General features: G+C 71.5%; 19 protein-coding genes. 7 read left to right on the top strand and 12 right to left on the bottom strand.

Going from position 1 to position 20,133, the window contains the following annotated elements; all coding sequences use genetic code 11:
* Window positions 1-183 precede the first annotated feature (183 nt).
* The 3 genes from ABD352_RS12245 to ABD352_RS12235 all read left to right on the top strand — a co-directional run bounded on the left by ABD352_RS12245 (window position 184) and on the right by ABD352_RS12235 (window position 2,079).
* Entirely contained in the window at window positions 184-534 is a 351-nt protein-coding gene (locus ABD352_RS12245) for a DUF302 domain-containing protein (protein ID WP_344612425.1), read from the top strand.
* A 150-nt stretch (window positions 535-684) separates the two neighbouring features.
* The gene (locus tag ABD352_RS12240) at window positions 685-1,473 is read left to right on the top strand and encodes a hypothetical protein (protein WP_344612424.1); all 789 of its coding nucleotides are present in this window, start codon (window positions 685-687) and stop codon (window positions 1,471-1,473) included.
* A gap of 240 nt (window positions 1,474-1,713) precedes the next feature.
* Window positions 1,714-2,079: a PIN domain-containing protein gene (locus tag ABD352_RS12235; protein ID WP_344612423.1), complete on the top strand. Its 366-nt coding sequence runs from the start codon at window positions 1,714-1,716 to the stop codon at window positions 2,077-2,079.
* A gap of 137 nt (window positions 2,080-2,216) precedes the next feature.
* On the opposite strand, the gene ABD352_RS12230 is transcribed toward ABD352_RS12235, so the two are convergent.
* The 12 genes from ABD352_RS12230 to ABD352_RS12175 all read right to left on the bottom strand — a co-directional run bounded on the left by ABD352_RS12230 (window position 2,217) and on the right by ABD352_RS12175 (window position 15,272).
* A complete protein-coding gene (locus ABD352_RS12230; protein WP_344612422.1) occupies window positions 2,217-2,627 on the bottom strand; it encodes a hypothetical protein in 411 nt (136 codons plus the stop codon).
* Between the two features lie 86 nt (window positions 2,628-2,713).
* The gene (locus tag ABD352_RS12225) at window positions 2,714-3,376 is read right to left on the bottom strand and encodes a response regulator (RefSeq protein ID WP_344612421.1); all 663 of its coding nucleotides are present in this window, start codon (window positions 3,374-3,376) and stop codon (window positions 2,714-2,716) included.
* Window positions 3,373-4,446 carry a sensor histidine kinase gene (locus tag ABD352_RS12220; protein ID WP_344612420.1) on the bottom strand — a complete coding sequence of 358 codons (1,074 nt, stop codon included), beginning with the start codon at window positions 4,444-4,446 and terminating at the stop codon, window positions 3,373-3,375. The genes ABD352_RS12225 and ABD352_RS12220 overlap by 4 nt, the downstream gene beginning before the upstream one ends.
* Window positions 4,447-4,559: 113 nt before the next feature.
* Window positions 4,560-5,045: a hypothetical protein gene (locus tag ABD352_RS12215; protein WP_344612419.1), complete on the bottom strand. Its 486-nt coding sequence runs from the start codon at window positions 5,043-5,045 to the stop codon at window positions 4,560-4,562.
* A 53-nt stretch (window positions 5,046-5,098) separates the two neighbouring features.
* A complete protein-coding gene (locus ABD352_RS12210) occupies window positions 5,099-6,166 on the bottom strand; it encodes a LacI family DNA-binding transcriptional regulator (RefSeq protein ID WP_344612426.1) in 1,068 nt (355 codons plus the stop codon).
* Between the two features lie 61 nt (window positions 6,167-6,227).
* A complete protein-coding gene (locus tag ABD352_RS12205) occupies window positions 6,228-8,654 on the bottom strand; it encodes a glycoside hydrolase family 94 protein (RefSeq protein WP_344612418.1) in 2,427 nt (808 codons plus the stop codon).
* A gap of 20 nt (window positions 8,655-8,674) precedes the next feature.
* Entirely contained in the window at window positions 8,675-9,709 is a 1,035-nt protein-coding gene (locus ABD352_RS12200) for a LacI family DNA-binding transcriptional regulator (RefSeq protein ID WP_344612417.1), read from the bottom strand.
* Window position 9,710: 1 nt separating this feature from the next.
* A complete protein-coding gene (locus ABD352_RS12195) occupies window positions 9,711-11,114 on the bottom strand; it encodes a GH1 family beta-glucosidase (RefSeq protein WP_344612416.1) in 1,404 nt (467 codons plus the stop codon).
* Entirely contained in the window at window positions 11,111-12,022 is a 912-nt protein-coding gene (locus ABD352_RS12190; protein ID WP_344612415.1) for a carbohydrate ABC transporter permease, read from the bottom strand. Before ABD352_RS12190 ends, ABD352_RS12195 begins: the two co-directional genes overlap by 4 nt.
* On the bottom strand, window positions 12,019-12,996 hold the full coding sequence (locus tag ABD352_RS12185; protein ID WP_344612414.1) for a carbohydrate ABC transporter permease: 978 nt from the start codon (window positions 12,994-12,996) through the stop codon (window positions 12,019-12,021). The genes ABD352_RS12190 and ABD352_RS12185 overlap by 4 nt, the downstream gene beginning before the upstream one ends.
* 88 nt (window positions 12,997-13,084) lie before the next feature.
* Window positions 13,085-14,398 carry an ABC transporter substrate-binding protein gene (locus tag ABD352_RS12180; protein WP_344612413.1) on the bottom strand — a complete coding sequence of 438 codons (1,314 nt, stop codon included), beginning with the start codon at window positions 14,396-14,398 and terminating at the stop codon, window positions 13,085-13,087.
* Between the two features lie 328 nt (window positions 14,399-14,726).
* Complete coding sequence (locus ABD352_RS12175; protein WP_344612412.1) at window positions 14,727-15,272, bottom strand: plasmid pRiA4b ORF-3 family protein; 546 nt, start codon at window positions 15,270-15,272, stop codon at window positions 14,727-14,729.
* A gap of 177 nt (window positions 15,273-15,449) precedes the next feature.
* Between ABD352_RS12175 and ABD352_RS12170 the strand changes: the two genes are divergently transcribed.
* From ABD352_RS12170 to ABD352_RS12155, 4 genes are all read left to right on the top strand, one after another.
* Entirely contained in the window at window positions 15,450-16,160 is a 711-nt protein-coding gene (locus ABD352_RS12170; RefSeq protein WP_344612411.1) for a pyrimidine reductase family protein, read from the top strand.
* A gap of 183 nt (window positions 16,161-16,343) precedes the next feature.
* On the top strand, window positions 16,344-18,113 hold the full coding sequence (locus ABD352_RS12165; protein ID WP_344612410.1) for an ATP-binding protein: 1,770 nt from the start codon (window positions 16,344-16,346) through the stop codon (window positions 18,111-18,113).
* Window positions 18,114-18,126: 13 nt separating this feature from the next.
* Window positions 18,127-19,272: an exonuclease SbcCD subunit D gene (locus ABD352_RS12160; RefSeq protein ID WP_344612409.1), complete on the top strand. Its 1,146-nt coding sequence runs from the start codon at window positions 18,127-18,129 to the stop codon at window positions 19,270-19,272.
* The coding region (locus tag ABD352_RS12155) for an AAA family ATPase (RefSeq protein ID WP_344612408.1) at window positions 19,269-20,133 on the top strand (865 nt) is incomplete at its 3' end. The genes ABD352_RS12160 and ABD352_RS12155, both read left to right, overlap by 4 nt.

The raw sequence follows: 20,133 nt of genomic DNA, 5'->3' as shown, positions 1-20,133 counted from the left end.
CAACTTCCTGGCCCATACCGGTCTACGCCTTTGAGGTCGTCACTCAAATCCCGAAAGATCTTTAACGGGCGCGGGAGCACTACGAGGCCCTCGTCCCGGAGGCCGGCCTCGCCGCGTTCCACCGGTCGGGCCCCGTGGGCGGAGACGCTGGAACTGGCCGGGCGCAACGCCCCGCACGGGTTCATGCGGTACTACAGCAGCGACATCACCGCCGTGATGGCCGGCTCGGCGCGGTCGTGGAGCGCGATGCAGTACCTCATGGGCAACCACACCATCGCCGAGCGGATGTACCGCCACGACCCGTCGGTCATGCTGCCCGCCCCGCTGCGGACGCTGCTCTACACCGACCCCGGCGGCGGCACCCGGCTGGCCGTCGACCAGCCCAGCCTGCTGTTCGCCAGCTACGGCGACGCCCGCGTCGCCGAGGTCGGCGAGGAGCTGGACGCCCTCCTCGCCCGCCTGCTCGCCCTGCTCGACGCCGACCCGCCCGAGGAACTGACCCCACGAGTGCGTGAGGGCCGTCCGATCAGGTAGGGCCGATCCGCGGACCCGGCGAGGGGCAGTGCCCGGTCCTGCGAGGCTTCCGGGGGAGGTTGTGGAGGGTTGGTGCACGGGCCGGCCCATCGGGCGCCGCGCGCGGCAGGATCGCCGTCAGGCAATGGCGGACGAGCGGAGGCGCGGCGGGTGTTCACGGCATGGGTACGCAGTTTCGAGCAGCACGCCGCGCGGCGCCGGGCCGCCGGGGATCCGGACTGGGGCCGCACGGCGAGGCTGGACGACGCGCTGGTACGCAGCGTCCAGCGGTTTCAGACCGGCGAGGACGGCGACGGCGCGAGCCTGCTCGCCAAGAGTGCGCGGGCCGGCGACGCTGCCTATCTGGCGGCGGTGCGGCTCTTCGTCGCCGAGGAACAGAACCACGCCCGGCTGCTGCGGCTGCTGCTGGGCGCCGCCGGTGCGCCGACCATCGACGGGCACTGGAGCGACCGCGTGTTCGTGTGGGTACGGCGGTCGCTGGGGCTGCGGCTGGAGCTGATGACGCTGATGGTCGCCGAGGTGATCGCGCTGCGGTACTACGAGGCGCTGCGCGACGGCCGGGCCGACCCGCTGCTCACCGAGGTGGCCGGGCGCATCCTGGACGACGAGCGGCGGCACGTCCCGTTCCACTGCGACCGCCTGCGGCAGGGCTTCGCCGGCATGCCGCAGGTCCTGCGGCCGGTCCTGGCCGCCGCGTGGTGGGTGCTGCTCCTGGGTGCGGCGGTCGTGGTCGCGCTGGACCATGGGCCGGCCCTGCGCCGGCTCGGCGTCACCCGGCGCGCGTTCGTCAGGGACACGTCGGTGTTGTTCCGTCCGGTGGTCGCCGCGGTGTTCGCCCTACGCCCGAATTTTGTTCGCCCGGCGGCACGCCGTGGCATGACTGGCATGAAGCCCACGGGGGCGCGGGGCACCGGGTGCCGGCCTGCCGCGGGAGGGTAAGCCGGCGGGCCGTGCGGCGACGTGCCGCGGCGGGCCGGGCCGCACCGACCGGCTGTACGGACCGCCCGGGCAGCCGGTGGAACAGCACCCGGACGCCGTCGGCCCGGCGAACGGCTCCTCGGCCGGCCCCGAGCCCCCAGCGCCGATTCACCCGGCGGGGCCGACCAGCTCGGCGACTGTGCCGTCCGGCGGCTCGGCGCCGGGTCGTTCGCCGCTCTCCCGGGGCGGCACCTGACCCACGTGCTGGCGATCGACTGGATGCAAATCGCCACGCTCGACGCCATGGAGGACCTCCGGACGTTCGTGAAATGGGCTGACCGGCTCGGCTCCGGCAGGCATGGGCTCGGCGAAGCCAGCGTGTTCGCAGCCGCCGAACTGCGACAAGGCGTCGCGATAACCGATGATCGCGGTGCAGTGAAGGTAGCTCGAAAGCACGGCGTCGACGTCCATGGAACGATCTGGCTCATGGCGGAGGTCTGCAAGGACGGCAAGCTAAACGAGCGGGCAGCCGGGGGCTTGATCGACGCGCTGCGCGCGGATGCCATGCGTCTGCCCTGCTCTGGTGACCAGTTCCCCAACTTCGCACGGCAGCACGGCCTGCTCTAGCAGCGCATGTCGCGGCTGGCCTTCTACACCATAAGCAGGCCGACGTTGCGGTTATGGTGGCCACCGGACGAAGGCCGTCCGCAGGCTCGACCGGGCCTCCGGGAGTGGCGCGACCGCCGAGGTCGATCGCCAGCGGGTCAGTGGCGGTAGTCGCGGTGCCGCCAGAGCATCGCGGCGAGCATGGCCGGCAGCATCAGCAGGTGGCCGCCCATCATGAGCGCGGCGCCGGAGATGGCGCCCATCGCGTACGGCACGAGCAGGGCCAGGAACGGCAGGACCATCGCGGCCGACATCTCGGCGATCAGCCGCCACGAGTGGCGCCGGATGCGCATCCAGGCGGCCATGCCGATGGTCATGTCCGCGGCCATCACGAGCGCATCGGCCACGGGCCGGGTGGCCAGGCCTGGCCACGCCCAGGACCAGATCGGGCCGAGGAGCAGCATCCCGGCCAGCATCGAGACGACCATCTCCACGTAGTGCAGCGCGAAGCGAAGGTTCTTCCGGGTGGCCGATCGGGCCGGTCCGTGCGATGCATGCGTCGGGGTCATGCCCGACATCGTGCGGTGCCGGCGATGGCGGGGTCACGTGCCAGAGGTCATGGTCGGCGGTCATGACCGTCCATGACGGCCTCGGGTCACAGGAGGCCGAGCGCCCGGGCCCGCAGAGCCGCCTGGGTACGGTCACGCGCGTTGAGCTTGGCCAGCACGTTCGTCACGTGGTTCTTGACGGTGCCCTCAGCCAGGAAGAGCTCGGTCGCGATCTCCCGGTTGGTCCGGCCGTCGGCGACCAGCCGGAGCACGTCCAGCTCGCGGTCGGACAGTGGCACGACGAGCGGCTGGGGGCGCGGGGGCGCGTCGGCCTCGGGCAGCTGGGCGAACCGGGCCACGATCTTGGCCGCCACCGACGGCTGCAGTACCGACTCGTCGCGGGCAGCGCCGAGCACGGCCTCGACGAGCCGGGCCGACGACACGTCCTTGAGCAGGTAGCCCACCGCGCCGGCCCGCAGCGCGGCGAACACGTCCTCGTCGTCGTCGAACGTGGTGAGTGCGATCACCCGTACGCCCGGCTGCTCCACCCGCAGCCGGCGAGTGGCCGCGATGCCGTCGAGGACGGGCATGCGCAGGTCCATCAGGACGACGTCGGGGCGCAGCTCGGCCGCGCGTCGCAGCGCCTCGTCGCCGTTGCCGGCCTCGCCGACGACGACGATGTCGGTGCGCACCCCCAGCAGCACGGCGAGCGCCTCGCGGAACAGGGACTGGTCGTCGACGAGCAGCACGCGTACCGGCTCGGTGCTCACCCGGGGACCTCCACGCTCAGCGTCGAGCCACGTCCGCGCTCCGACTCGATGCTCATCCGGCCGCCCGCATGGGCCGCTCGCTCGCGTACCCCCACAAGCCCGTAGCCGGCCCCTGCGGCCAGGTCGAGGCCGACGCCGTCGTCGCGGATCTCGAGCCGGACGGCGGCCGGGCGGGTGTAGTCCAGCCGGAGCTCGGCCCGGGTCGCGTCGGCGTGCTTGCGGACGTTGGTGAGGCCCTCTTGCGCGGCGCGGTAGAGCGACTCCTCGGCGTCGGCGGGAAGGGGCCGGGCCGCGCCGGACACTTCCAGGCTCGTCGGTACGCCGGCCGCGGAGGCCTCGTCGGCCAGGGCGCGCAGGGCATCGGACAGCGGTACCGGCGGCCGGGGCTCGCGCAGCGCGCCGACCGAGCGCCGGACCTCCGCGAGTGCCTCCTCGGCCTGGCGTTCGGCCTTCTCCAGCACGGCGTCGGCCCGCCGCGGGTCCTGCTGCAGCACCGCCCGGGCCGCCTTGACCTGCATCTGCACGACGGTGAGCGAGTGCCCGAGGCCGTCGTGGATGTCGCGCGCCACGCGGTTGCGCTCCTGCGCCGCGGCGAGCCGCTCGGCCTGCAGCGCGTACTCCCGCAGCCGCACGCGCGCCTCCTGTTCGCGGACGAACAGGTACGGGAGCACCGCGGCGAACACGGCCGCGGCGAGCATGCCCACACCCTCGCGCAGCCCGTCGCGCCACGCCATGCCCAGGTGCGCGAACGGGACGAGGCAGACGACCACCGCCGCGCCGCGCAGCGACAGCAGCAGGACGGTCTGGCTCACCAGCACGAGCTGCAGCAGTACGGCGCCCACCGTCGCGCCGGAGAGGACGAAGACGGCATAGCCGAGCGCCAACTGGACCCCGACGTAGACGAGGGCCCATCGCCGTCCGCGGCCCCGCACCCACCCGAAGCCGACCGTCGCGAGCGCGAGGTACACCAGCCCGGCGACGAGCGCCGCGACCGGATGCCCGGCGTCGGACACACCGACGGCAAGCGCCAGGAACGCCGCCCCGGTCAGCGCGTCGAGGGCTCGATTCACGCCTTTAACTGTGTCCTGCCCTCGCCCGCGGGTCAAAGCCGGCGCGGCGCCACGAGAAGCAGCGGGCCGGCCGCGCAGAACGGTGCCGGCCCGCGTCCCGACGACTACGACAATCAGGGAGTCGGGGGGTAGTTCGGGTCGTAGGCGGCCGGTGGTTCGGCCGTCAGGGGCAGTTCGTCCGGTTCTTCGGTGAAGCGGTCCTGGGCGGCCTGGATGGCCTTCGGGGCCGAGGCGGCGATGGCCCAGCCGACTGCCACCCCGCCCAGCACGGCCACCGCGATCCAGCCCCACGGCGCGCGCTGGCGGCGGCCGGACAGGGCGTCCAGGGCGCGGTTGGCCCGCTTCCAGGCCTCGGTGCCGGCCGCGCCGACCCGGTCCGAGGCGGTCTGCACCCGGTCCGAGGCCGTGCTGTAGGCCGAGCCGAAGCGTTGCGATGCGGTGTCGTAGCGGTCCGAGGCCTCGTCCGCGAAGTCGGACGCGCGGTCGCGGACCGTGCCGCCGAAGGCCTTGGCGTTGTCGAGAGCCGAGACCAGGTGGTCCCAGGCCTCTTCGGCGACGCTCTCGGCGCGGCGCTTGCGTCGCTTCCACTGTGAACTCATCGAATTAGCCACCTCCTCCGTGTTGCGGGTGCCCTGCATGACGCAATCGCAAACTACGCGGACTCGCGGCGGACCAGGTGGGTCTCCACCATCACCGAGGAGGAGGCCGCGCCGGCGATGCGGGCGACCAGCAGGCGGGCCATCTCGCGGCCCATGGCCTCGACGGGCTGGTGGACGGTGGTCAGCGGCGGGTCGGTCTGGCGGGCGATGGCGACGTCGTCGAAGCCGACGAGGGCCACGTCGTCCGGGACGTGCTTGCCGAGGGAGCGCAGCGCGCGCAGGGCGCCGACGGCCATCAGGTCGGAGGCGGCGAAGACCGCGTCGATCGACGGGTCGGCGGCCAGGAGCTCGTGGACCGCGCGCTCGCCGCTGGCCTCGGAGAAGTCGCCGTACGCGATCAGGCGCTCGTCGACGCCCAGGCCGGCGCGCTCCAGCGCCTCGCGGTAGCCCGTGAGGCGGGAGACGCCGACGGCCATGTCCTGGGGGCCGGCGACGGCGGCGATGCGGCGGCGCTGGCGGTCGAGCAGGTGGCCGACGGCGATGCGGGCTCCGCCTTCGTTGTCGGCGTCGACGTACGACAACTGCGAAAGCTGCGCCGTGAAGTTCAGCTGCTCGTCGTCGGCCAGCATCTGGGCCGGGCGGCCGCCGAGCACGACCGGGAGGCCGCGGCGCTCCAGCAGCAGCGGCAGGGGGTCGGCGTCGTGGAGGGAGAGCAGCATGACGCCGTCCACGTGCTGGTTGGTCAGGTGGTGCTCGACCCGCTCGCGCTCGGCCGGGGACTGGGCCATGGCCAGCCACAGCTGCAGCTGGGTGTCGGCCAGGGCGGAGCTGATGCCGCGCACGATGCCGGCGAAGAACGGCTCGCCGAAGACGCGCTCCCCGGACTCCGACACGACGAGGGCGACGGAGTCGGTGCGCTGGGTGACGAGGGCGCGGGCGGCGCGGTTGGGCACGTACCCCAGCTCGTCGATCGCCTTCTGGACCGCGGCGCGGGCCTCCGGGCTCACCTGGGGCGAGCCGTTGACGACGCGCGAGACGGTGCCGCGGCCGACGCCGGCGCGGAGGGCGACCTCATCGAGCGTGGGCCGGCCGGCGGAGCGCGGGCGGCCCGGGGACGGGATGTTCACGCCTCATTGTGCGCACATCCCGTCATCGGGCCACCCGTCAGCGGTCCGATCTTTATCAAGGAATTGTCAATATCACCTCAACGGTGGCGCCGGCGGGCGCGAGCGGCAGGACGTCGTCCGGATCCGCAACCGCACCATCGACGGTCAGTGACCTGTCGCCGCGCTGCACGGTGATCCGGTAGGTGGCCCCGCGGAAGCGGCGAACCGCCGTGAAGCCGGGCCAGTCGGCGGGGATGGCCGGCGAGATCCGCAGGCCGGTCAGCGAGGGGCGGATGCCGAGGATCCACTGCGTGATGGCCGCGTAGTTCCAGGCCGCGGTGCCGGTCAGCCAGGAGTTCTTGGCCTCGCCGTGGGTGGGTGCGTCGCGGCCGGCGATCATCTGGGCGTAGACGTAGGGCTCGCAGCGGTGGACCTCGCTGATCGCCTCGCGGGCCGAGGGGTTGATCCGCTTGTAGTAGTCGAACGCGCCGTCGCCGTTGCCGACGATCGCCTCGGCGATCATGAGCCACGGGTTGGTGTGGCAGAAGATGCCGGCGTTCTCCTTGTAGCCGGGCGGGTACGACGAGATCTCCCCCAGCTCGAGGCGGTACGAGCTGTAGGCCGGCTGCTGCAGGATGATCCCGTGCGGGGTGGCCAGCCGCTCGCGCACGCTGGCCAGGGCCCTGGCCGCGGTGCCGTCCTCGACGCCGACGCCGCCCATGACGCAGATGCCCTGCGGTTCGATGAAGATCTGGCCCTCGTCGTTGGAGGCGGAGCCGACGACGTTGCCGTGGAAGTCGTACGCCCGGCGGAACCACGCGCCGTCCCAGCCGTGCTCGGCGATGGTGCCGGTCATCTTCTCCGCGGCGTCGAGGTACTCCTGCCCGGGCTTGCCGACCAGCGAGGAGATCGCGGCCAGCTCCCGGGCGGCCAGGACGAACTGGCCGGCGATGAAGACGGACTCGGCGACCCCGCCGGTGGCGTTCTCGGTGGTCTGGAAGGGCTCGCCCGGGGTGTCGGAGAAGCAGTTGAGGTTCAGGCAGTCGTTCCAGTCGGCCCGGCCGATCAGCGGCAGCCCGTGGGGGCCGAGGCGGTCCAGGGTGTACCGCAGGGAGCGCTGCAGGTGGTCGTAGAGGGGCTGCTCGGAGCCGGGGTCGTTGTCGTACGGCACCGCCGCGTCGAGGATCGACACGTCGCCGGTCTCCTTGAGGTACGCGGCCACGCCGAGGATGAGCCACAGCGGGTCGTCGTTGAAGCCGGAGCCGATGTCGTTGTTGCCGCGCTTGGTCAGCGGCTGGTACTGGTGATACGCCCCGCCGGTGGCCAGCTGGGTGGCGGCGATGTCGAGGATCCGCTCGCGGGCCCGCTCGGGGATCATGTGCACGAAGCCGAGCAGGTCCTGGTTGGAGTCGCGGAAGCCCATGCCCCGGCCGATGCCGGACTCGTAGAACGACGTCGAGCGGCTCATGTTGAACGTGACCATGTTCTGGTACGCGTTCCAGATGTTGACCATGCGGTTGGTGTCGCCGTCGGGGGTCTCGACCTGCAGGCCGCCGAGCAGCGTGTCCCAGTTCTCGCGCAGCTGCGCGAACCCGAGGTCGGCCGCGTCCTGGGTGAGCCAGCGCTCGATCACCGGACGGACCGTGCGCTTGTTGACGGTCTGCGAGCCGGGCGGGTCGAACTTGGCGTCCTTCGGGTTCTCCCAGTAGCCGAGCACGAAGCCGATCTCGCGGGTCTCCCCCGGCTGCAGCGTGATCCGCACGTGGTGGGAGCCGTGCGGCTGCCAGCCGTGCGCGACCGAGTCGGCCGAGCTGCCGCGCTCCACGGCGATCGGGCGGTCCCAGGAGCGGTACGGGCCGAGGAACGCCTCGCGGGAGGTGTCGAAGCCGGCCAGCGGCTCGCTGCAGGCGAAGTACGCGAAGTGGTCGCGGCGCTCGCGGTACTCCGTCTTGTGGTAGATGACGCCGTCGACCACCTCGACCTGGCCCGTGCTGAAGTTGCGCTGGAAGTTGGTGGCGTCGTCCTGGGCGTCCCAGAGGCAGAACTCGACCGACGAGAAGACCGACAGCTCGGCGGCGGCGGCCCGGTCGTTGGTCAGCCGCAGCCGCCAGACCTCAAGGGTCTCGCCGAGCGGGACGAAGTACGTCACCCGGGCCTTGATGTCGCGGTAGGCGGAGGAGATCTGCGTGTAGGACAGCCCGTGCCGGCACTCGTACTCGTCGAGCTCGGTCTGCGTCGGCTGCCACGTCGGGGACCAGAACTCGCCGGAGGCGGCGTCGCGCAGGTACAGGTAGCGGCCGCCCAGGTCGAAGGGGGCGTTGTTGTAGCGGTACCGCGTGAGGCGGCGCAGCCGCGCGTCGCGGTAGAACGAGTAGCCGCCGGCGGTGTTCGAGATGATGCCGAAATACGCCTCGGTACCCAGGTAGTTGATCCAGGGCAGCGGGGTGTCGGGCCGGTCGATCACGTACTCGCGACGTTCGTCGTCGAAGTGGCCGAAGCGCACGGTTGCCTCCTGCGGGGTGGTCAGGCCGACTCGCGCACCACGAGGTGGGTGTCGAGCACGGTCGAGTGGGCCGGCCCGCCGGCGATGCGGGCCAGCAGGAGCCTTGCCATCTCACGGCCCATGCCCTCCACCGACTGGTGCACGGTGGTCAGCGGCGGCACGGTCTGCCGGGCTACGGCGGAGTCCTCGAACCCGACCACGGCCACGTCTGCCGGGACGGCCCGGCCCTGCTCGCGCAGGGCACGGATGGCCCCGGCGGCCATCAGGTCGGAGGCGGCGAAGACCGCGTCGAGGCCCGGATTGAGATGGAGCAGGCGGTGCATCGCATCGGCGCCGCTCGCCTCGCTGAAGTCGCCGTATGCGATGAGTCGGTCGTCGAGCGGATGGGACGCCAGGCGCAGCGCCTCGCGGTAGCCGCGCAGGCGGGCCTTGCCGACCCCCATGTCCTGTGGGCCGGCGATCGCCGCCACGCAGCGGCGCCCCAGGTTGAGCAGGTACTCGACGGCGCTGCGGGCGCCGCCCTCGTTGTCGTTGTCGACGAACGCGACGCCATTGTCGGGTTGGCTGCCGGAGCTCAGTGTCTCCAGCATGTGGGCGGGCCGGCCGCCGAGCACCGTGGGCAGCCCCCGGCCGGCGAGCAGGCCGGGCAGCGGGTCGTCGTCGTGCAGGGAGAGCAGGAGCACGCCGTCGACGTGCTGGTCGGAGAGGTGCCGTTCGACCAGCTTCCGCTCGGCGGTGGACTGGGCCATGGCCAGCCACAGCTGCATCTGGGTGTCGGCCAGGTGCGAGCTGACGCCGCGGACGATCCCGGCGAAGAACGGCTCGCCGAAGACCCGCTCCTCGGACTCCGAGACGACCAGGGCGACCGAGTCGGTGCGCCGGGTGACCAGCGCCCGGGCCGCCCGGTTGGGCACGTAGCCCAGCTCCTCGATCGCCTTCTGGACCGCGGCCCGGGCCTCCGGGCTCACCTGGGGCGAGCCGTTGATGACCCGGGATACGGTGCCGCGCCCGACACCGGCCAGGGCAGCGACCTCGTCAAGTGTCGGGCGGTGCACGCTACTCGGCCAGGCCGTTGCGCTTGATGACCTCGCGGTACCGGTGCCCGCTGGCCTTGATGGTGCGCTCCTGGGTGGCGTAGTCCACCGCGATCATGCCGAAGCGCTTCGAATAGCCCCAGGCCCATTCGAAGTTGTCCAGCAACGACCACGCGAAGTAGCCCTCCAGCGGTGCGCCCTGGGCGATCGCGGCCGCGGCCGCCCGGAAGTGGGCGTCGAAGTAGGCGACCCGGTCGGCGTCGTCGATTTCCCCATCGGTACCGCGGGAGTCGACGTACGCCGCCCCGTTCTCGGTGACGTAGAGCGGGACGCCCGGGTAGTCGGTCGCCACCCGCACGAGGGTCTCGGTGAGCCCGGGCGCGTCGACCTCCCAGTCCATGTCGGTGACCGGCACGCCGGGCCGCTTGAGGAAGCGCACGTCCTCGCTGCCGGGCCAGGACGTGGGGGCCCGCCAGTAGGGCTCGGCGGGCGCGTCCGGGTCGGGCGCGGCGACCACGTGCCGGCTGTAGTAGTTGATGCCGAGCAGGTCCAGCGGGGCGGAGATGGTCTGCAGGTCGCCGTCGTGGACGAAGCCGAAGTCGCTGATGCCGGCCAGGTCGCGCCGCACGTCGTCCGGGTAGGCACCGCGCAGTACCGGATCCAGGAAAATGCGGTTGGCCAGGCCGTCGATGCGCCGCGCGGCCTCCAGGTCGCCCGCGCTGGCGGGGTCGGCCGGGGAGATCGCGTAGAGGTTCAGCGTGATGCCGAGCCGTGCCTGGTCGTCCGCCGCGCGGATGGCGCGGACCGCCTCGCCGTGGCCGAGCAGCAGGTGGTGCATGGCGGCGAGCGCGTCGGGGGCGTGCTGGCGGCCCGGGGCGTGCACGCCGGAGGCGTAGCCCAGGAACGCCGAGCACCACGGCTCGTTGAAGGTCGTCCAGTGCCGGACCCGGTCGCCGAGCGCGCCGTGCACCAGCGCGGCGTACTCGGCGAACCGGGCGGCGGTGTCGCGCGCCGGCCAGCCGCCGGCGTCCTCGAGCTCCTGCGGCAGGTCCCAGTGGTAGAGCGTGACCCACGGGGTGATGCCGTGCTCCAGCAGCTCGTCCACGAGCCGCCGGTAGAAGTCGAGTCCCTTCTGGTTCATCGGCCCGCTGCCGCCCGGCTGCACGCGGGGCCACGCGATGGAGAACCGGTAGGCCCCGAGGCCCAGGTCCGCCATGAGCGCGACGTCCTCGCGGTAGCGGTGGTAGTGGTCGCACGCCTCGTCGCCGGTGTCGCCGTCGCGGGTCCGCCCGGGGGTGTGGCTGAACGTGTCCCAGATGGACGGTGTGCGGCCGTCTTCGGCCGCCGCCCCTTCGATCTGGTACGACGCGGTCGCCGCCCCCCAGGTGAAGCCGGGTGGAAACGTCAGCGGGTCGATGATGGTCACGCCTTGACCGAACCTTCCATGATGCCGCCGATGATCTGGCGGCCGAATGCGATGAACACGATGAGCAGCGGCACGATCGCCAGGGCTGTCCCGGTAAAGACTTGCACGTAGTCGGTCTTGTAGTAACCGGTCGCCAGAATGTTCAGCGAGACCTGCACGGTCGGCGTGTCACCGTTGAGCACCACGTAGGGCCACAGGAAGTCGTTCCACGTCTCCATGAACGTCAGCAGACCGAGCACGGCCGCCGCCGGGCGGAGCGCCGGGAGCACGACGCTCCAGTACGTCCGCCAGGTCGAGGCGCCGTCCATCCGGGCCGCCTCGATCAGCTCGTCGCTGATCGCCGACTCGGCGTACTGCCGGATCATGAACACGCCGAAGCCCTTGACCAGGAAGGGCACGATGACCGCCTGCAGCGTGTTGGTCCAGTCGAGCTTCACCATGAGCAGGTACAGCGGGATGATGTTGACCTGCGTCGGGATCATCATCGTCATGATGATGATGAGCAGCAGCGCGTTCTTGCCGCGGAACTTGAGCTTGGCGAACGCGAAGCCGGCGAGGGTGGAGAAGAACACCACCGACAGGGTCACGCAGCCCGCGACGATGGCCGAGTTGACCAGGCCGTAGACGAAGTTGGCGTCCGTGTTCTCCAGCACCCGCTGGGCGTTGGAGAAGAAGTTCGGGCCGGGGGTCAGCGGCGGCGGGATCGCCGTCACCGCGGAGTTGTCGCGCGAGGCGACGATGAACGACCACACGATCGGGAAGATCGACAGCACGATCGCGATGATCAGGCCGAGGTACGTCAGCGGGCTGGCCTGCCACAGCGCCGCCGAGGCACTGCGGGACCTCCCCGGCTTCTTCGCCGGCCCCTGCGCGGCGCGCGGCGGGGCGGTCCGGGTCATCGTGCTCATGAGGTGGTCCCCCGAACCGAGCGGCGCACCAGCAGGAAGTTCACCAGCGCGAAGATCAGGATGATGAGGAACAGCAGCCACGAGATCGCGGCGCCCTTGCCTACGTTGAAGTTGTTCATGAACGTGGTCTCGTAGATGTACATCGCCACGGTCTGGAACTCGTTGAGCGAGCCACCCTGGATCCGGCCGTAGTTGAACAGCAGCGGCTCGGTGAACAGCTGCATGCCGCCGATGGTGGAGATGATCACCGTGAACAGGATCGTGGGCTGGATGAGCGGCACCGTGATCCGCCAGAAGCGGCGGAAGGCCGAGGCCCCGTCGAGGGAGGCCGACTCGTAGAGCTCCTTCGGGATCGCCTGCATCGCGGCCAGGTAGATCAGCGCGTTGTAGCCGGTCCAGCGCCAGTCGACCATGAACGCGATGGCGGTCCAGGACGACCAGCGGTGGTTGCGCCACTCGACCGGGTCGAAGCCGACGCTGTGGATGACCCAGTTCGCCAGGCCGTAGCGGTCGGCGAAGATGAGGCCGAAGACGATGCCGACGGCGGCGACCGACGTGATGTTGGGGATCAGCACGCCCATGCGGATCAGGGTGCGGGCGCGCATCTTCTTGTTCAGCCAGCTGGCGATCATCAGGGCCAGGATCAGCTGCGGCACCGTCGCGACGATGAACAGGCCGAACGTGTTGCCGATGACCTTCCAGAAGTGCTCGTCCTGCAGCACCTTGGAGTAGTTCTCGAAGCCGACGAAGCCTGCGTCGCCACCCGTCAGGGTGTTCTTGCGCAGCGACAGCACCGCCGTGTACACGAGCGGGTACGCCCCGAACACCGCGAACAGCAGGAAGAACGGCGCGACGAACAGGTAGGGCGAGAACTTGAGGTCCAGCCGTCCGAGACGCATTGAGCGCCGCCGCGGCGGCGTCACCGGGTCCTGTCGCCCGTGACGAGGCCGGGCGACCTCGACGTTGGTGGTCATGGTGGTGGTCCTTCTTCCGAAGCCGTTGCTCGCTAGCAAGCGGGAGCGGCGATGGACGCCGCTCCCGCCCGGTTACCGATCAGGTCGATCAGCCCTCGGCCAGCGCCTTGCTGTCCTTGATGGCCTTGTCCCAGCCCGCCTGGGGGCTCAGCTTGCCCTGCTCGGCGGCCTGCATGGCCGGCTCGAACGCGTTCTCCCACAGGGCCTGGTGCTTCGGGCCGAGGTAGATCGGCTTCAGGTCCTTCGCGGCGCCGGCGTAGATCTTGCCGACGGGGGCGTTGTTGAAGTAGTCGTTCGTGGCGTCGGCGACGGCCGGGTCGGCCAGGGCCGACACCGACGACGGCAGCGGGCCCGCCTCCTTGAAGGCGTCGATGCCGCCCTGCTTGCCGGTCAGGAACTTGATGAGCTCGAACGCGGCCTTCTTGTTCTTGCTCTGCTCCGGGATCGCGAGGTAGGAACCGCCCCAGTTACCGCCCTTGCCCGGGATGGTGGCGATGTCCCACTTGTTCTTGCCGGCGTCGCCGGCGCGCTCCTTGATCACACCGGTGTACCACGGCGGGCACGGCACGGTCGCGAACGCGGCGTTCTTGAACGCGGCGTCCCAGTCCGCCTGCCAGCGGGCCAGCTTCGCGGTCAGGCCCTTGCTGGCCATGTCGATGCCCAGGTCGTAAGCCTTCTTCACGGCCGGGTTGGTGTCACCGACGTACTTGTCGCTCTTGTCGTAGAACCAGGTGTCGGCGTTCTGCATGATGTACGGCTGCATGATCGACGTCGCCGAGTCGATCCAGGCCGCGCCGGTGTTCTTCGACTTGAAGGTCTCGCCCTGCTTGATGTAGTCCTCCCACGTCGGCCAGAGCTTGCTGACCTCGTCGCGGGCGGTCGGCAGGCCGGCCTTCTGGAACAGGTCGGTGCGGTAGCACATCGCGAGGGGGCCGACGTCGGTGCCGAGACCGACGAGCTTCTTGCCGTCCGCGGTGAAGGCGTTCTTCCACTTGAAGGACAGGTACTCGCTCTCCAGCGACGAGGCGCCGAGGTCGAGCAGGTTGGCGAAGCCCTTGTTGTCCTTCAGGTACTGCAGCAGCATGCCCTCTTCGAGCATCACCACGTCGCTCGCGCCGCTGCCGGCCGAGATCTGCTGGGCGAGCTTCGGCACGAAGTCCTTGGTCTGGCCCTCGTTCTTGACATCGACCTTGATGTTCGGGTTCGCCGCCTCGAAGTCCTTGACCGCCTGGGTGAAGCCGGGCGTGCCGAAGTAGGACAGCGAAATGGTGACCGGGCCGCCGGTGCTGTTGTCGGAGCCGCCTTCGTTCTTCTTGGCACTGCAGGCGCCGATGCCGAGGGCGAGCCCGACGGTCAGCGCAGCCGCGGCGACGGATCGCATGCGGCGCGAGGTGAAGCTCATCCTGACCCCTCTCTCAGGTCGTGATGGGTGTGGTGGGTGTGGGGTGTTGATGTGTGCGGCGGCGGGCAGGGTGCAGCCCCGCCGGGGTCTGGCGGTCATGCGGATTGATGCCCCCCGCGGCTGCGGGGTGTGGTACCAGCCACAGCCGCGGGAGCGCTCCCATGAGACTGGACCGCGATCAGCGATGTGTCAATGGGGCAATGGGAGCGTTCCCATTTCGTTACCGCAAGATTTCTTAGGCGGTTTTCGTGGGCCTAAAACGCGCCATGTCCCCTTTACGGGGAACACGCTGCGTCACATCGAACAGCGTGGATGTGAAAGTTACGCCTCAGGTCATCCGGCGCAGCAGCGTCGTGCGCGGGCCCGGGTCGAAGGCCGCCGGGTCGAAGGCGCGGCCGAGCCACGCGTGCATCGCGGCGTGCTCGGGGTGGTACGGGTCGGCGTAGGCGGCGAGGAACGCGCGATAGCCCTCGGGGCCGCCCACGTCGTCGGGCGGGCAGGCGCGCTCGCCGCCGGCGCAGGCGGGGTAGCGCATCCCGGGGTCGGCCGGCGCGACGTCCTCCACGGTGACGTCGTGCTCCCACCAGTCGCCGAAGTCGTAGGTGTACCGCAGGCGGGATCCCTTGACGGCGACGGAGTCCAGGCGCGTGTCGAGCTCGTCGCGGACCTCCAGCAGGCCGTCGGGGTCCGGCACGCCGTACTGCACCCCGTCGGCGTCGAACACGTGCAGGTGCCGGTCGCCCCAGCCCATGGCCAGCTGGATCACCCGGTGCAGGCGGTCCAGGGTGAACGCGCCGGGCACCAGGACGCGCCGCCAGACGGGCGGGTCGACGCCGTCCAGCGCGATCCTGAGCTGGTAGATCATGCGAGCCATGGTCATGACATTGTTGACCGGCGGGGCCGGTTGGCGCAGCCTGAAACGGTGATCTGTCAAGCGTGCCGGGACAAACGGCATGCCGAGTGCCGCGGCGGCAACTGGTGTGACTGCCAGCACCGCGAGCCGAAGCCCACGCCCCCGGTGACGGGGCCACCCGGCGAGTAAGGTCGTCGGGTGCAGCTGCTCTGGCCCTCCGCGTCCCCGGATGCCGACCTCGCCGGCCTCTACCGCACACCGCAGGAGCCGTGGCTGCGGCTGAACTTCGTGTCCAGCCTCGACGGCGCCGGGCACGTGGACGGCAAGAGCGAGCCGCTGTCGGGGCCGGCGGACAAGCGGGTCTTCGGCGTGCTGCGGATGCTGTGCGACGCCCTGCTCGTGGGCGCCGGCACCGTGCGCGAGGAGAACTACCACGCGCTGCGCCTCGACGAGAAGCGCCGGGCGTGGCGGGTGGAGCACGGGATGAGCGAGTACCCGACCCTCGTGATCGTCTCGGCCCGCTGCGACCTCGACCCGCGCCACCGGGTGTTCGCCGAGGCGCCCGTCCGCCCGATCGTCGTGACCCGTTCGCACGCCTCGCCCGGCCCCCTCGCGGAGGTGGCCGACATCGTCTCCGCCGGCTCGGACGAGGTCGACCTGGCCGCGGCCGTGGCGCAGCTGCGCGCGCGGGGCCTGCGCCAGATCCTCAGCGAGGGCGGCCCGCGGCTCTTCGGATCGCTCACCGCGGCGGGGCTCGTCGACGAGCTGTGCCTCACCCTGTCGCCCCTCCTGGCCGGCCCGGGCGCCGACCGGATCACCACCGGGGCGCCGCTCGACGGACCCCAGAGCCTTACTCTGCGTCACGTCCTGCTGGACGAAGGGTTGCTCCTCCTGCGCTACTCGCGATAGTCCACACGGCCGTCCACATGCCTGTGGAAAACCCGCCCACAGCCTGTGGACAACGGCGGTTTTGTCCGGGTTTGTGGGCGTGAATGGGGCACTCATCTATCCACCGTTGGCGTGGTGCCTTCGCGCCCGGGCCGCCGTTGGGGCAGGATGCACAGGCGAACACTTGTACTGGGGGTTCACAGCATGGAGGAAGAATCCGCCACCGCGAGCGGGCCGGTCGTCGGGCGGGTGCTCGGCACCGCCGACGCGACGCCGCTGACCTTCTGGGTCGCCGTGGAGGACGGCGCCTACCTCCAGCTCGACGACGTCGTCGTCACGGAGCGTGACCTCCCCGAGCATGACCCCGTGACCATCGCCGGGGTGGTGACCGCGGTCCGCGCCCGGCACGAGGGGGTGGTCTTCGACTCCGACGTCTTCCTCGTCGCCGACGGCACGCTCCCGGCCACCATCCAGGAGGCCGCCGAGATCACCACCACCCGGGTCGACCCCGAGGTCTACGTCCCGCCGACCCCGGGCGCGCTGGTGCACCGCGCGCAGGGCGACGCCCGGGCCGGCGCGCTGTACTTCGACCGCATGGAGCGCACCATCCCGATGGGCTTCGGCCGCGACGGCGCCCCGATGTTCCTCAACGCCGACTTCCTCGACGGCTCCCGCGGCGCCCACGTCTCCATCTCCGGCATCTCCGGGGTGGCCACGAAGACCAGCTTCGCCACCTTCCTGCTGTACTCCGTCTTCCGCTCCGGCGTGCTGGGCGGGGCCGGCGAGACCGCCAACACCCGCGCGCTCATCTTCAACGTCAAGGGCGAGGACCTGCTGTTCCTCGACCACCCCAATGCGCGGCTGGACCGGGCCACCGAGGACGCCTACGCGCGGCTGGGCCTGGTCGCCGGGCCGTTCCCGGACGTGCGCGTCTACGCGCCGCCCCGCGCCGGCGACTCCTCCGGCACCCCGGACGTGAGCAGCCGGCTCAGCGGCGTCGACGCGTTCTACTGGACCCTCGCGGAGTTCTGCTCGGACCGGCTGCTGCCGTACGTGTTCGCCGACGCCGACGACGAGCGGCAGCAGTACACGATGGTGGTCCACTCCGTGACCGCGCACCTGGCGAAGATCGCCCAGCCGGCCGAGGGCGGGGTGGCCGTCGACGGCGTGCGCCTCAACTCCTACTCCGACCTCGTCGACCACCTCGTCGAGCAGCTCAACGACGACGCCACCCGCGGCGCGTGGGCCGGCAGCGCGGTCGGCCTCGGCACCGTCAACGCCTTCGCCCGCCGGCTCATCGGCAGCAAGAAGGACCTCTCCCGGCTCATCCGCGGCGACCTGGCCACCCGCAAGCCGCACCAGATCAACACCTCCGAGTCGGCCCAGGTCACCGTCGTCGACCTGCACAACCTGCCGGACCGGGCGCAGCGCTTCGTCGTCGGCGTGACGCTGCGCACCGAGTTCGAGCGCAAGGAGAAGGCCGGCACCGCCAAGCCGCTGCTGTTCGTGGTGCTCGACGAGCTCAACAAGTACGCGCCGCGCGAGGGGTCCAGCCCGATCAAGGAGGTGCTGCTCGACATCGCCGAGCGGGGCCGCTCCCTGGGCGTGGTGCTCATCGGGGCCCAGCAGACGGCGAGCGAGGTCGAGCGGCGCATCGTGGCCAACTCGGCGATCCGCGTGGTCGGGCGGCTCGACCCGGCCGAGGCGTCGCGCCCGGAGTACGGCTTCCTGCCCCCGGCCCAGCGCCAGCGCGCGCTGCTGGCCAAGCCCGGCACGATGTTCGTGTCGCAGCCGGAGATCCCCGTGCCGCTGTGCATCGAGTTCCCGTTCCCGTCCTGGGCCACCCGCCCCGCCGAGGCCGGCCCGCCCCCCAGCTCGACGCTGCGCTCCATCGCCCAGCACGCCACCGACCCCTTCGCGGTGGTGGCCCGGGTCGGCGCCGGCGGCGTCTCCGACGACGACATCCCGTTCTAGGAGTTGGTTGGTCTTGCGGATTCTGCACACCTCGGACTGGCACGTCGGCAAGGTCCTCAAAGGACAGTCGCGGGCCGCCGACCACATCGCCGCGCTGCGGGCTCTCGTCGACGTGGCGACGGCGGAGCGGCCCGACCTGGTGATCGTGGCCGGGGACCTCTACGACACGGCGACGCCCAACGCGGAGTCCACGCTCATCGTCACCCGGGGCCTGTCCGCGCTGCGCAAGGCCGGCGCCGACGTGGTGGTGATCGGCGGCAACCACGACAACGGCCGGGCCCTCGACGCGCTGCGGCCGTGGGCCGACGCCGCCGGGATCACCATCCGCGGCGCGATCGGCAAGCCCGAGGAGCACCTGCTGTCCGGCACCACGCGCGACGGCGAGCAGTGGCGCCTCGTCGCGCTGCCGTTCCTGTCCCAGCGTTACGCCGTGCGGGCCAGCGAGATGTTCGACCTGTCCGCGGCCGAGATCACGCAGTCGTACGCCGGCTACGTCGGCGACCTCATCGCCCGGCTCGCGCAGGGCTACGGCGCCGACACCGTGAACCTGCTGACCGCGCACCTCACCGTCATCGGCGCCACGATGGGCGGCGGCGAGCGGGAGGCCCACACGATCATGGGCTACGCCGTGCCGTCCACCGTCTTCCCGTCCTCCGTGCACTACGCGGCGCTCGGGCACCTGCACCGCGCCCAGTCCGTCAGCGGACCCTGCCCGATCCGCTACAGCGGCAGCCCGCTGCCCATCGACTTCGGCGAGGAGGAGAACTTCGCCTCCGCCGCGATCGTCGACGTCACCGCGTCGACCGCGGCCCGGGTGCGGGAGCTGCCGCTGCCGGTGGCCACGCCCCTGCGCACCGTGCGGGGGACCCTCGAGCAGCTGGCGACGCTGGACACCGGCGAGGCGTGGCTGCGGGTGTACGTCCAGGAGCCGCCCCGCGCGGGACTGCGCGAGGAGGTGCAGGCGCTGCTGCCGAAGTCCCTGGAGGTGCGCATCGACCCGAAGCTGATGCCCGGCCCGGGCGCCGGCAAGGCCGAGCACGCGCGGGCCGGGCGCTCGGCCGGCGAGCTCTTCGCCGACTACCTCGGCCAGCGCGGGCACGCCGACGAGGCCACCGTGGCCCTGTTCCACCGGCTGCACGACGAGGTGATGCACTCATGAGGCCCATCCGCCTGGACCTGGACGGCTTCACGGTGTTCCGCGAGCCGACCACTGTGGACTTCACCGACACGGACTTCTTCGCGCTGGTCGGGCCGACCGGCTCCGGCAAGTCCACGGTCCTCGACGCCATCTGTTTCGCGTTGTACGGCACCGTGCCGCGCTGGGGCGACCGCCGCGCCATCGCCAACGCGCTCGCCCCGTCGGCCGCGGAGGCGCGGGTGCGGCTGGTGTTCGAGTCCGCCGGGATCCGCTACGTGCTGACCCGCGTCGTGCGGCGCGACGCCAAGGGGTCCGTCACCACCAAGCACGCCGGCCTGGAGGCGCTCACGCCCGGGCTCGACCTCGGCAAGCTCGAGTTCGGGCTGGAGGCCGACGACGTCGCGGAGGTGCTGGCGGGCACGCCGAGCGAGGTCGACGAGGCGGTGCTGACCGTCATCGGGCTGCCGTACGAGCAGTTCACCAAGTGCGTGGTGCTCCCGCAGGGCGAGTTCGCGGCGTTCCTGCACGCCAAGCCGGCCGAGCGGCAGAAGATCCTGGTCAACCTGCTCGGCCTGGACATCTACGGCCGCATCCGGGAGCGCGCGGCCGCGGAGGGCGCCACCGCCGACGCCCGGCTCAAGGTGCTCGAGGAGCAGCTCGCGACCCTCGCGGACGTCGGCGACGACGCCCTGGCCGCCGCGACCGCGCGGGTCGCCGCGCTGCGGGGGCTGGCCGAGGCCGTCGACCGGATCGCGCCGCAGCTGGCCGACGCCGGCCGGCTCGCCCAGTCGGCCGCCGCCACCCTGGCCACGCTGGGGGCGGAGAACGCCCGGCTGGCCGCGTTGAGCGTGCCGGGCGAGGCGGCCGGGCTGGCCGCGGCGG

It is taken from the genome of Dactylosporangium salmoneum (assembly GCF_039532525.1).
Classification (GTDB): Bacteria; Actinomycetota; Actinomycetes; order Mycobacteriales; family Micromonosporaceae; genus Dactylosporangium; species Dactylosporangium salmoneum.
Note: the sequence above shows the minus strand (reverse complement) of the source record. Positions and strands in the feature narration are given on the sequence as shown.